This window comes from Streptomyces lavendofoliae, assembly GCF_014649735.1.
Classification (GTDB): domain Bacteria; phylum Actinomycetota; class Actinomycetes; order Streptomycetales; family Streptomycetaceae; genus Streptomyces; species Streptomyces lavendofoliae.
Window position 1 is genome coordinate 229,063 of the sequence record NZ_BMTP01000009.1, and the last position, 12,255, is coordinate 241,317.

Here is a 12,255-nt window from a genome sequence, read left to right on the forward strand (position 1 = left end):
TGTCGCCACACCGTAGGAACGCGCAGGTCAGAGGCGTATATGGTGGGACACCATAGTTCCGGCCCCCGGTGTGATGCGCGCGGCCACCCTGGGGGCGCGCGGGCGGTGGCCGGCGCGATGATTGTGGCCCCCGCGGCTGTCGCGGCGCAGAGGGTGGGGAAGGCGTCGGGGCCGGGCCGCTGCCAGGAGGCCGCCGGGCAGGGCGCCGTGAGGCACCGGAGCAGGGCGGAAACGCGCCGCGAGGTAGCTGAACCGAGCGCGAGCGCCACAGCCGGCGCGATGGTGCACATCGCGCTGCCCGCCGCCCCCCTGCCGGCGGCACTGCGACGTCGGGACCTTCCGCGCGACGCCCTGACCTGATCGCCCGCCCACGGGGGCCGGAACCGCGGGCCGGGGGCGTCGGCGGGCGGCGGCCGAAACCCGTCCCGCCCTGGTGGGAGGGGTCGTAGCGTCGTGCCATGGAGCCGACAGCAGCCGGTACACCGAGACGGCCGACCCGTCGCCCGGTGCGACGGTGACGCTCAGCAGCCAGGCCGGGGACCCGTCGGGGGCCCCGGCCCGCTCGTACCACTCCACGCGCGCGTCCAGCAGCCGCTGGCCGTCCGCCCGCAGGGCGGCGTACCACGACCGGAAGGGCGAGGACCGCCACACCGTGAGCGGTACGGCCCGCTCGCCGCCGGTGCGGAGGGAACCGTCGCCCACGGCGCGCAGGGCCGCCTCCGCCGCCCCCGCGAGGGTGCGTTCCACCGGTACCGTGAACGCCTCGGCGAAGTGCAGGAGGTACGCCATGCGCTCGGCCTCCGGCGGCGCGCCGAGCACCGCCCGGCCCGAGTCGTACCAGACACCCCATTTGATGTTCGACACCAGCCCGGGCAGCCGGTCCATCTCCCGGGGGATCCAGAACAGGACGGCGTCCGAGCGGCGCATGGCCTCCTCCTCCCAGGAGATCTGGTCCGCGTACGCCGGGTAGGACCCACCGGCCACGGGCTCGGGCAGGAAGACCGCGAGCCGCCCCGGACCGCCCCAGCCCGCGCGCAGGGCCGCGACGGCGGCCGGCCGCCAGGAGGGCTCCGCCGGATCGGTGGGAGTGGGCCCGCACAGGTACACGGACGCGTCCCAGGACTCGGGCGGCTCCTGGCCCACGTACACCACCTCGACGGAGGCGGCGGTCCCGGCGCGGGACTCCGGGGACCCGGGGATCCCGGGGGACTTGATGGACTCGACGAACTCCGTGGACATGGCGGGCTCAGTGGGCATGGGACGCTCCGGGATCGGTCGTGGGGAGGGCGGGAAGGGTGGCGAGGAAGTCCAGCAGGACGGCGTTGAAGGCGTCGGGCCGTTCCAGGAAGCCGAGGTGGCCGGTGTCCGCCAGTTCCGTGTAACGGGCGCCGGGGACCATCGCCGCCACCTCGCGGCCCAGGTGGGCGGGGGCCAGTACGTCGTCCGCGAAGCCCACCACCAGCACGGGCGTGCGGATCCGGGCGTACGCGGCCGGGCGCCAGGGGGCGGGCGGGCTCGGGCGGTGCCCGGCGGCGGCACCGCCGAGTGCCGCGATCTCGAACAGGTCCAGCCACTCCGCGACCGCGTCCTCGTCCGCCAGGGTCCTGGGGGAGAGGTTCTGCACCAGCCGTACGAACGCCTCGTATTCCGGCGGGAGTCGGCACCCCGCCCCGGCGTACGCCTCCTCCGCGCGAGCCAGCGCGTCGCCGACCGCGTCGGGCCGGCCCCGCGTCGCGGCCAGCACCGCGCCGCTCGCCAGGTGCGGGTCGGTCAGGAGCAGCTCCTGCACCGCCCAGGCCCCCAGGGAGTGGCCGACCAGCGGGCAGGGCGGCAGCCCGAGACCGGTGAGGAGCCGGCGCACCTCACCGGCGAGTTCCCCGGCGGAGGAGACGCCCGCGCCGTGGTCGAAGGTGATCACTCGGTTGCCGGCCGCGGTGAGCGCGGGCACCTGGTGGTGCTCCCAGATCCGGCCGGCTCCTCCCGCGCCGGCGACCAGCACCACCGGCCGCCCCGCACCGTGGACCGTGTACGCCGGGAGGCCGCCGCTCACCGGGCGATCCTCCGCAGCGCGGTGTCCACCCACGCGCGGTTGCCGGTGTCCAGGCCCCGCAGCGCCACATGGACCCAGAGGAAGGACGCCCGGGCCACGATGTGCGCCCGCATGCCCCCGGGAACCGCGCCGCCCGCCGCCCGGTAGGCGTCCAGCAACCGGTCGAGGACGTCCGTGCCGCCGGCGTACAGCATGTCGACGAAGTCGGCCGCCGGATCGCCGACGCCCGCGTTCGCCCAGTCCAGCAGCCCCGTCAGCACCGGTGGACCGGACGGGAGGCGCTCCACCAGGGTGTGGCCCGGGTGGACGTCCCCGTGGACGAGCACCAGGCGGTCCGGCCACAGCCGGTCGTCGTCCAGCCAGTCCTGCCAGCGGCGCACCCGGTCGGCGGGCAGCGCCAGTTCGGCCCGGGCGCGGGCCAGCTTGTCCGCGATCCCGGAGCGCACCGCCCCGGGGCCCGCCGGGTGCGGACCGGGCAGGCCGGGGCTGCCGTCCAGAGGCGTGGCGTGCACCGCGACCAGGCAGCGGGCGAGCGGCTCCAGGTAGCGCTCCGGGTGGGCCAGCGGGTCCATCGTCCAGCCGTAGGTGAGGGTCACCGGGTCCTCGCTGCCCGCCGCCTCGCCGGGGAGACGGGGGTAGGCGACCAGATCCGGGGTGTCCAGCCGCCAGTCGGGCACCGGCACCGGGACCCGGTCGCGCACGGCGCGCAGCACGGCGCTCTCCACGGCCAGTTGGGCGGACGCCTCGGGGCGCCGGGGGCGCCGCAGGATCCAGTGCGTGCCGTCGGTGGCGCGGATGTGGGTGACGTGGAAGTCCCAGCCGCTGTCGTCGCTCCGCGCCGACTCCGGTACGAGGACCACGCCGAGCCCGCGCGAGGCGTACGCGGCGATCTCCGCGATCTCCGCGACCCGCGGGGCTGTCGGGGCCTGCGTGCCGGGGGTCCGCGGGGTGTGTGCGGCCTGCGCGTCCGGGGTCTGCGGGGCCCCCGCCTTCCGGGAGCCCGCGTCCGGGGTCGTGGCGGCGGCGCTCATCGGACGGCCTCCACGGCCCCCAGGTGGCGGTCGCGCGTCGCGTCGCGGTCCACCTTGCCGGTGTGGGTCCGCTCCAGCGCGCCCACGGGCACGATCAGGCTGGGCACCAGGTGCGGCGGCGCCGTCCGCCGCAGGTGGTCGCGGACGCCCGCGACGACCGTGTCCGGGTCGGCGTCCGGCAGCGGGACGAGGAACGCGGCGAGCGTCGAGTGCCCGGCCCGGTCCACCCGGGCGGCGGCGACCGACGACACCCCCGCGCACCGCCCGATCAGCGCCTCGACGTCGAGCAGGTCCACCCGGAAACCCCGGATCTTGACCTGATGGTCCGAGCGCCCCCGGAACACCAGGACCCCGCCGGCCGCCTCGCCGACCAGGTCGCCCGTGCGGTACCAGCGGGTGCCGTCCCGCTCCGGGAAGCGGGCGGCCGTCCCCTCCGGGTCGTCGTGGTAGCCGAGGGCCAGACCGGGCCCGGAGACGGACAACTGGCCCGCCGCGTCGATCCGCTGGCCGACGTGCGGCAGCGGGAGACCGATGGGCAGGTCCCCGCCGGTCTCCGGCAGCGCCGGGGCGCCCGGGCCGGCGAGCTGCACCGCGTGCGTGACGAGCGCGGTCTCCGTGGAGCCGTAGGTGTTGAGCAGCCGGACGTCCTCGGCACCGGCCAGCCGGCGCCAGCGCTCCAGCATGTCGGCGCGCACCGCCTCCCCGCCGATCACCACCGTGCGCAGGGACGCCGGGAGCGGGGCACCCCGGTGCAGAAGGTCGCCCGTCACACCGTCCCAGAAGCCGGTGGGCAGCACCGCGACCGAGACCTGCTGGTCCTCCACCACCCGCGCGAAGTCCTCCCGCGCCGCGTCGTCGATGACGAGAGTGGCACCGCCCGTCAGCGCCGGCAGGATCTCCTCCAGGCTCGTGTCGCCGCCCGCGCCGTGGAAGTGCAGCACGAACGCGCCCTCGCCGGTGCCGTACAGGCCGCGCAACGCCGGCACCACCGCGGCCGGCGCCCGGTGGGGGACCACCACCCCCTTCGGCTCGCCGGTGGAGCCCGAGGTGAACAGGACGTACGCCGGGTCCTCGGGCCGCCCGCCGGGGAGCGGCGCCCCGGTGGCCGCCGGAGCCGCCGGGGGCGCGGGTGCCCAGCGCGGCCGGATCACCGTCCCGACGGGCGGCTGCCAGCCGGTCTCCGCCGTCGCCACCGCCTCCCGGCAGCCGACCCGCGCCAGGACGGCCTCCAGCCTGGCCTCCGGGTGGTGCGCCTCCAGCGGCACGTACGCCCGTCCCGCCGCCAGCACGCCCAGGATCGCCGCCACGTCACGGGCCGAGTGGTGCACGACGATTCCCACGGGCGGCAGGGGCCCCGCCGTGCGCGGCGTCAGGGCGCCCGCCACCTCGCGCACCCAGGCGGCGAAGGTGCCGTAGGTGAGGACGAGCCCGTTGTCGACCACGGCCGGCCGGCCCGGATCGTCGCGCGCCGTCGCGAAGAACGGTTCCAGAAAAGGCACTTCGGAGGACTCCATTGTGAATTCCCGTGTTCTGTTGGAATATTGGCGGGTGCGTATTGTTGTGGATCACGACGTGGAAATACCCATGCGGGACGGCGTGTTATTGCGTGCCGACCTCTACCGCCCGGACACCGCCGAGGCGGTTCCGGTGCTCATCCGGCGGACGCCCTACGGCAGGGCGGGGAGCCCCGGCGGCGCCTCCGTCGACGGCCTGCGGCTGGTCCGCTCCGGCTACGCCCTGCTGGTGCAGGACGTCCGGGGCCGGTTCGCCTCCGGCGGTGCCTTCGAGCCGTACTGGCACGAGGCGGCCGACGGGGCGGACACCGTCGCGTGGGCGGCCGGACAGCCCTGGTGCGACGGCTCGGCGGGCCTGTTCGGCCGGTCGTACGAGGGCATGGCCGCCCTGCTCGCGGCGGGTGAGCGGCCGGCCGGCCTGCGCGCCGTGGCCCCGCACGCGGCCGGCTCCGGCTTCGACGAGGGCTGGACCCGCCAGGGCGGCGCCTTCCAGTTGGGCTTCGTCCTGTACTGGGTGCTGTACGACCTGCTGCTGAGCGGGGCGGGCCTGACGGGACCCGACCTCGCCGAGGTGACCGCCGCCGTGGACCGGATCGACGAGCTGTACGCGGACCCGGACGCCGTCGCGGACCTCCTCGACCGGCTCGCGCCCTATTACCGCGAATGGCTGCGGCATCCCACCGGACACCCCTACTGGAATCGTGCCGCGCCGCGCGACTCCTATCCGTCGATAAACGTCCCGGTGCTCAACCTGACGGGTTGGTACGACATATTCCTCGCCGGTGCCCTGGAGAATTACCGGGGAATTCGCCGACAGGGCGTGGAAACGCGTCTGGTGGTCGGACCGTGGTCCCACTGCGTCACCGGCGGGATCTTCCCCCAGCGCCGTTACGGGCTCGCCGCCGACGAGCGGGAGCTCGATGTCACCGGCCTGCACCTGGACCACTTCGACCGTCATCTGCGCGGCCGGCCGGCCGGCGCGGGGCCGGCCGACCCGGTGCGGCTCTTCCTCACCGGGGCCGACGAGTGGCGCGCGTTCCCCGACTGGCCCGTTCCCGGCACCGAGGAGCACGTGCTCCACCTCGACGGGCGGCGGCTCACCCCCGGCCCCGCGCCGTCGGCCCCCGGAAGCGATGTGATCCGCCACGACCCGGCCGACCCGGTCCCCACCACCGGCGGTGCCACCGCCCTGCCCGGTCAGTTCACCGGCGGTGACTGCGGACCCCTCGACCAACGCGCGGTGGAGGGGCGCGACGACGTCCTGTGCTTCACCGGCGCCCCGCTCACCGCCCCGCTCACGGTGGTCGGCGACACCGTCCTGACGGTGTACGTCACGCCCGACGCGGCGGGCGCCGACGTCACCGGCAAGCTCGTCGACGTCTGGCCGGACGGCCGGGCGGAGCTGCTGTGCGACGGGATCCACCGACTGGCACCGGGAGCGGCACCGGAACCGGAGGCGCCGGGGGCGGGCGGCACGCCCACCCCCGGCCGGCCGGTCGCCGTCACCGTCCGCCTCGGCGCGATCGGCCATGTGTTCCGCACCGGTCACCGCGTCCGCCTCGAGGTCGCGGCCGGCAACACACCGCGCTTCGACGTCCACCCCCGGGTGGTCGCGCACCACACGGTCCACCACGGCGGTGACCACCCCTCACGCCTGCTGCTGCCGCGCCTCGCCGGCGGCTGACGCGGCGGCGGCCGGGCCGGCGGCGCCGGGACGGAAGACCGACAGGTCGGTCACCCTCTCGATCCGCCGGCCCGCCTCCCAGTGCGCCCGCCGCAGCCGCCGCAGCTGGGCCTTGGTCAGGCGGGTGCTGTGCTGGGGGATGGACCGCACCATCCGGGCCCGCTTGGCCGAGGCCGGGTAGCGGTCGCGCACCCGGTAGGGGTCGTTGAGCAGGTGGTGGGCGGTGCCCGTGTGGAAGGCGACCTTCAGCAGCGCGTAGTACGCGGCGGCGCCCGCGCCCTTGTCACGGGCGCAGTGCGCCAGCGTCCTCGTCGCCTCGAACAACCGCCACAGCACCGGTACGGCCGGAGTGGTGAAGACGCCCGTCTCCTGCGCGATGCCCTCGCCGACCCCGTAGCGGAAGTAGCTGCGCATGTTCGCGAAGCCGTGCTGGGCGTCGTGGAAGATCCGGGCCTCCGGCAGGTACACCACCGGGATGCCGGCCAGCTGGAGCCGGAAGTCGAACTCCCGGTCCTCGCACCAGTGGATGAGCTCGTCGAAGTGGTACCCGCCGATGTGGTCGACGATCGCCCGGTTGTAGATCAGTGGCGGGGACAGGGCGCTGACGTAGTCGCCCTCGTCGAACTCCCGCACACGGGCGGTCAGCCTGCTGAGCAGACCGTCCGACTCCCCGTACACCACCTGTCCCTTCACCACCGGGTCGGTCAGCACCGCGCGGACCATGGCCCGCACCACGCCCGGGGCGAAGGTGCAGTCGGAGTCCATCAGCAGCAGGTACTGCCGGTCGGTGGCCGCGGCCCCGGCGTTGTACGCCGCGCCCAGGTTGCCGACGTCGGCGATCTCGGTGACGGTCAGCGGCCGCGGATGATCGGCGATCAGCTTCAGCACCGCGTCGCTGGGCCCGTTGAGCGCCAGGACGATCTCGACGTCCTCGTCGATCGACGCGATGCAGTCGGCGATCCGCAGGTCGTCGCGCAGGGCGATGACCACGGCGGTACGGGCGATCCCCTCGTCGACTGCTGCCTCGTCCACCGGGTCGGTGGCCATCCGGTTCTCCCTCGATTCGTTCGTGTACGTGCGGGTGCGCGCGCCCAGCGGTCCGCGCGCGGTCGTCGCCGGTGTCGTGGTCATCGCGCCGGCTCCTTGAAGCGCAGGGGCAGGGCGCGCAGCGTGCGTTCGGCGATCGCCTCGGCCTCGGCCGGCTCGTCGGCGTACGCGATCACGCCCGCCAGCACGTCGGCCCCGCCCCGGTAGGGCGGCACCACCGTGCCGGGCGCCAGGTCGATGCCCCAGAAGACGTCGTGCACCCCCGCCCGGCGGGCGACGTCCCGGGGGTTGCCGACCCACTCCACCACCCCGCCGTCCGCCGGCAGGAACCGCTGGACCGCCGCCCCGTCGCGGGTCGGGCGCAGCTCGGAGAGCTCCAGCGGCCGGCCCAGCGCCAGGCGCACCACGTTGGGCAGTGGGTCCACCCCGGTCGCCAGCCGCATCACCTCGGTGGCGATCCGCGCGCCGGTGAGCCGGCAGGTGATCTCCAGGAGCACCACCCGGCCGTCACGGGTGCGCAGGATGTCGGTGTTGATCACCGCCGGGTCCAGGCGCAGGGCGCGTGCCCCGCGCCGCACCGTGTCGGTGATCTCCTCGATCCGCTCCGCGTCCAGCCGGCTGGGCAGGGTGTCGCCGCCCTCGAAGAAGTACGGGGCGAACTCCTCCTTGCGCCCGTACTCCCGGTCGGCGAATCCGAACCGGTGCAGCTCGCCGTCGACCATGAAGGCGGCCAGCGTGTGCTCGGTGCCCTCCAGGAACTCCTCGACGACGATCCGGCCGACGGGGCTGAGCCGCAGCGCCTCGGCCGCCCGCTCCCGGACCGCCTCCGTCGAGTCCACCTTGATCACGCCCACCGAACCGGTCTGGTCGCTGGGTTTGATCACGGCCGGCAGACCGACCTCGGCGACCGCCCGCAGCGCCTCCTCCACGCTCTCCGCCGTCGCGAACCGGGGCAGGTCCAGTCCCGCGTCCCGCAGGATCGCCAGCCGCCGGTCCTTGAGCGTGCAGTCGAGCGCCGTCTCCAGGGGCAGCCCCGGGCAGCCGAACCGCCGCGCCAGCACGCTGATCACCGGGGGGTTGTCGGCGCCCAGCGAGAACACACCGTCCAGCCGGTCCACGCCGGCCGCCGACAGCTCGGCGAGGACCGCCGTACTGTCGCACGGGTCGCAGACCAGCAGCAGGTCCGCCGCCGCCCGCGCCAGGTCGGTCGGCGTGCCGGTGACCACCACCAGCTCCCGCCGGGCCGAACGCAGCCCGGCCAGCGAGTGGTCCATCCCCGAGCCCAGCCCGCAGACCAGGAGCCGCTCAGTCACGGCCGCCTCCCGGCCCCTCGCCCGGCGACCCGTCACCGGGTGGCCCCCCGGCCGGGTACGGGGAGCGCAGCGACAGCACCTGGAACACCTCCGCGTGGCCCGAGCCGGCCGACACCGCGCCCCGGTAGCGGGCCAGCCCGCGGATGCCCTCGTCCCAGGCGGCGTGGCGCAGCTGCGAGACGTACGCCCGCATCGCCTCGACCTTGGTCTCGATCTGCCCGCCGATGTCCTCCGCGTACTGGAAGCGGGCCATCGGCGCCCACACCTCGTACCCGAGCACCAGCCGGGGCGCCGGCATCGGCCGCTCGCCCGCCTCCTGGAAGAACTCCGACTGGGCCATCCACAGCGCCTCGATGGTCAGCTGGTGCACCATGCGGTGCTCGACGTCGTCGTCGTTGTCGTGGGGCAGGTACACCACCTGCGGCCGCACCTCCCGCAGCACCCGGACGAGGTCCAGGTGGACCCGGCGGGAGAGCGCGAAGTCCCGCGACGGTTCGTCGAAGCGGACGCAGCGGTGCACGCCCAGCGTCTTGGCGGCGGTCTCCGTCTCGGCGGCGAACTCGGCGTCGGTGACCGCGTCGTCGAGGGCGCTCCGCTCACGCCCGATGACGATCACCACCGTCACCCGGGCGCCGTCCCGGACGTGTTTGGCGATGGACCCGCCGCAGCCGATGACGTCGTCGTCGGGGTGCGGCGCGACCACCAGCACATCGGTGACCCCGGTCACGAGCGGGCCTCCGGCGCCTGCCGGGCCCAGCCCGCCCACTGCCCGGTCAGCCCGACGCCCTCGGCGAAGGGGGTGCGCGCGGTGAAGCCGAGCAGGCGCTCGGCCTTGTCGTAGCGGGCCCGCGCCGTCGAGCGGTACAGCTCCATCTCCCAGTCCGGTACCACGTCCCCGGTGGCCGGCGCCGCCGGCTCACCCAGGCCCCGCAGGGACCGGACCGCGTCGAAGAAGCGGCCCCAGCCGAGCGGTTCGCCGTTGCCGACCAGGAAGCGCTGACCGGCGGCGGCCTCCTTCACGACGGCCAGGAGCACCGCGTCCACCAGGTCGTCGACGTACACGGCGTTGCACACGCCGCTGTCCTCGCCCGTCGGGAGCGCGGCGAAGTCGCCCTCGTCGCGCCGCAGCTGGGCGGTGGTCCACTGGCCGCCCCACGGACCGTAGACCACACCGGGCTGGAGGACGACGGTCTCCAGGTCGGGGCCGTGCGCGTCGAGGACCAGCCGCTCCGCGGCCAGTTTCTGCTGCTCGTACTCGCGGTCCGCGGGGTCCGCCGGGCGGGCCGGGGACTCCTCGGTCAGCTCACCGGTGACCGCCGGGTCGTAGACGTCGACGGTGCTCAGGTGGACCACCCGCCGGACGCCGGCGGCACGGGCGGCGGCCAGGACGCGGGCGGTGCCGTCGACGGAGGCCGCCCAGCGGTCCGCCTCGTCCCCGGCGCTGCCGAAGGCGCAGTGCACCACGGTGTCGCAGCCCTCGAAGGCCGCCCGCAGCCCGTCGGCGTCCAGCAGGTCGGCCTGCCGGAACTCCAGCCGCTCCTGCGGCAGTACGGACAGTCGCGCGGCCCGGCCGAAGCCCCGTACCACGGGGCGGACGCGGGCCTGTCCGCCCAGCACCAGCCGCTCCACGACGCGACCGCCGATGAACCCGCTCGCGCCGGTGACCGCCACGGTGCGGCCCGCGAGGGCGGGATCGTCGTCCACCGGGGCGCCGCGGGTGGTCCAGGGCCGGGCGGCCTCCTCGCGGGCGTCGCCGTAGCACTCCTGGATCAGCTCGACGACGCGCCGGCCGTCCTCGGGACCGGAGTGCGCGGTGGCGGTCCCGCGCACGGCGGCGGCGAAGTTGGCCAGCTGCTCCGTGAACAGCAGCTCCCACTCGCCCTGGGCGGGCGCCACGGCCTCCACGTCACCGCGGTGCAGCTCGACGCCGTCCGAGGTGACGAGGGTGCATTCGCCGGCCGGGAAGTCGGTGCCGATGGTGACCGTCGCCTTGGTACCCGTCACCGTGCAGGAGATGCCGAGGTCACGCAGCCGGCTGAACGCGCAGTGCACATCGACCGCGCCGAAGCGCAGGTGGGCGGTGGCGTCGGTCTCCACCCCGCCCAGCGAGTCGTCCTCGTAGCGGACGATCTCGACGTCGGGGCCGAGCCACCACAGCAGCGTGTCGAAGACGTGCGAGCCGGTGTCGGTGAGCACACCGCCGCCCGCGAGCCGCCGGTCGAACATCGACCAGGTGACCGGCTCCCAGGCGTAGGGGTGGCCCTCCGCCCAGTCGACCCGCACCACGTCGCCCAGGTCGCCGCCCTCGATGAGCCGCTTGACCCAGGCGTACGCGGGGAAGAGCCGCCGCGGATGGGCCATCGCGAGCAGCGGGGCGGAGGTGTCGTCGGACAGGGCGGCCAGGCGCCGGGCGTCCTCCACCGAAGTGGTCATCGGCTTCTCCAGCAGCACGTGCTTCCCGGCCGCCAGCAGTGACTCCACCGTCCGCGCGTGCACGGTGTGCGGGACGACGACCACGGCGGCGTCGAAGGCGTCGGCGGCCTCGGCCGGGTCGGTGGCGATCACCACCTCGTCGGCGCCGGTGCCGCCGAGTTCGCGGTACAGCTCCAGCGCGGCGCGCGCCTGACGCGGGTCCCGGTCGATGAGCGCGGTCAGCTGCACGTCGCCCTTCAGCGGCGGCAGGGCGGGCACGTGGCAGCCGCGGGCGGCGGCACCGCACCCGACGATGGCGAGGCGTACGGGAGGCATGGGTTCTCCAGGGTGTCGTGATGCAGGAGTGTCGTGATGCAGGAGTGTGGTGAAGCAGGGCTCGTGAAGCGGGGTACGAAGGTGAAGCGCGGGTGGGTCCGGGGCGCCCCGCCCGGGCTCAGGGCGTGCCGGCCGGGTGGTGCACCCAGACGTTGGGCTCGGCGTACGTCCCGTGACCGTCGTCGGTGACCCGCAGCGGCACCAGGCCGCCGGGCAGCGGGTGGTCCCCGGGCCCCGGCAGGGCGTGGCCGAGGAACTCCTCCCACCGGGCCACCGGCTGACGGATCACCAGCGACCGGTGGGCGATGCCCAGCCGCCGGGCGCCCAGCTCCAGGTGGGTGCGCAGCCACGGGTCGAAGCAGCGCCCGTCGGGCCGGCGCCAGGCGGCGTACTCCTCGATCGGGATGAGCGGGTACCGCGGCTTGCGCGTGGGCCGGACCGGGATGACGACCCCGCGCGGGCACCGCTCCGCGGCCCTGGCGCGGACCTCGGTCAGCAGCCGCTCGGCGAGACCGGCCGCCCGGTGCGCGGGGTCGACGGACACCGACAGCATGCAGACGGCGTCCGGGTGGTCCGGGGGGCCGTGGTCGACGGCCTCCACCAGGACCTCGTCACTCCCGGAGGGCAGGGACGAGGCGGAGCCGTCCCACCGCACCGGCAGCCCGTTGGCCGCCGCGACCAGCTTCCCGTCACCGTCCACCAGGCAGAGCTGGTGCGCGGGGTGCAGCTCGTACATCTCGTGCCAGCGCCAGTTGCCGGGCGACTCCCAGCTCATGAACGCGGGCATGTTCGCCCCGATCAGGGCGTCCACCTCGGGCAGCAGCCAGGGGTCGCGGGACAGATCGGTGAGGGTGATGTCCACGGGGCG

The 12,255-nt window shown here is 75.2% G+C and carries 10 protein-coding genes; 1 reads left to right on the forward strand and 9 read right to left on the reverse strand.

What is annotated here, in order from left to right; all coding sequences use genetic code 11:
• Positions 1-27: 27 nt before the first annotated feature.
• Genes IE109_RS33210 through IE109_RS19035 form a run of 4 tightly spaced genes read right to left on the reverse strand, consistent with a single transcriptional unit; the run spans position 28 to position 4,580 of the window.
• Entirely contained in the window at positions 28-1,257 is a 1,230-nt protein-coding gene (locus IE109_RS33210; RefSeq protein WP_229891232.1) for a nucleoside 2-deoxyribosyltransferase domain-containing protein, read from the reverse strand.
• Positions 1,247-2,050, reverse strand: coding sequence for an alpha/beta fold hydrolase (locus tag IE109_RS19025; RefSeq protein WP_189552108.1), 804 nt, complete (start codon positions 2,048-2,050; stop codon positions 1,247-1,249). The genes IE109_RS33210 and IE109_RS19025 overlap by 11 nt, the downstream gene beginning before the upstream one ends.
• Positions 2,047-3,081, reverse strand: a complete 1,035-nt coding sequence (locus IE109_RS19030; protein ID WP_189552109.1) for a macrolide 2'-phosphotransferase — start codon at positions 3,079-3,081, stop codon at positions 2,047-2,049. The genes IE109_RS19025 and IE109_RS19030 overlap by 4 nt, the downstream gene beginning before the upstream one ends.
• A complete protein-coding gene (locus tag IE109_RS19035) occupies positions 3,078-4,580 on the reverse strand; it encodes an AMP-binding protein (protein WP_229891234.1) in 1,503 nt (500 codons plus the stop codon). Before IE109_RS19035 ends, IE109_RS19030 begins: the two co-directional genes overlap by 4 nt.
• A gap of 73 nt (positions 4,581-4,653) precedes the next feature.
• On the opposite strand from IE109_RS19035, the gene IE109_RS19040 reads away from it, so the two are divergent.
• Positions 4,654-6,279, forward strand: coding sequence for a CocE/NonD family hydrolase (locus IE109_RS19040; RefSeq protein ID WP_229891236.1), 1,626 nt, complete (start codon positions 4,654-4,656; stop codon positions 6,277-6,279).
• Here the strand turns inward: IE109_RS19040 and IE109_RS19045 are convergent.
• The 5 genes from IE109_RS19045 to IE109_RS19065 all read right to left on the reverse strand — a co-directional run bounded on the left by IE109_RS19045 (position 6,244) and on the right by IE109_RS19065 (position 12,249).
• Positions 6,244-7,410 (reverse strand): glycosyltransferase family 2 protein, encoded by a 1,167-nt coding sequence (locus IE109_RS19045; protein WP_229891238.1) that lies wholly within the window; start codon positions 7,408-7,410, stop codon positions 6,244-6,246. The genes IE109_RS19040 and IE109_RS19045 overlap by 36 nt on opposite strands.
• Positions 7,407-8,639 carry an ATP-grasp domain-containing protein gene (locus tag IE109_RS19050; RefSeq protein ID WP_189552112.1) on the reverse strand — a complete coding sequence of 411 codons (1,233 nt, stop codon included), beginning with the start codon at positions 8,637-8,639 and terminating at the stop codon, positions 7,407-7,409. The genes IE109_RS19045 and IE109_RS19050 overlap by 4 nt, the downstream gene beginning before the upstream one ends.
• Positions 8,632-9,366, reverse strand: a complete 735-nt coding sequence (locus tag IE109_RS19055) for a PIG-L deacetylase family protein (protein ID WP_229891240.1) — start codon at positions 9,364-9,366, stop codon at positions 8,632-8,634. The genes IE109_RS19050 and IE109_RS19055 overlap by 8 nt, the downstream gene beginning before the upstream one ends.
• Positions 9,363-11,387 (reverse strand): NAD-dependent epimerase/dehydratase family protein, encoded by a 2,025-nt coding sequence (locus tag IE109_RS19060; protein WP_189552114.1) that lies wholly within the window; start codon positions 11,385-11,387, stop codon positions 9,363-9,365. The genes IE109_RS19055 and IE109_RS19060 overlap by 4 nt, the downstream gene beginning before the upstream one ends.
• Before the next feature lie 118 nt (positions 11,388-11,505).
• Positions 11,506-12,249: a GNAT family N-acetyltransferase gene (locus IE109_RS19065; RefSeq protein ID WP_189552115.1), complete on the reverse strand. Its 744-nt coding sequence runs from the start codon at positions 12,247-12,249 to the stop codon at positions 11,506-11,508.
• Positions 12,250-12,255 lie beyond the last annotated feature (6 nt).

Bases quoted from the DNA above. Each gene is read 5' to 3' on its own strand.
- IE109_RS33210 (WP_229891232.1), bottom strand. From the start codon at position 1,257: ATGCCCACTGAGCCCGCCATGTCCACGGAGTTCGTCGAGTCCATCAAG.
- IE109_RS19030 (WP_189552109.1), bottom strand. From the start codon at position 3,081: ATGAGCGCCGCCGCCACGACCCCGGACGCGGGCTCCCGGAAGGCGGGG.
- IE109_RS19045 (WP_229891238.1), bottom strand. From the start codon at position 7,410: ATGACCACGACACCGGCGACGACCGCGCGCGGACCGCTGGGCGCGCGC.
- IE109_RS19060 (WP_189552114.1), bottom strand. From the start codon at position 11,387: ATGCCTCCCGTACGCCTCGCCATCGTCGGGTGCGGTGCCGCCGCCCGC.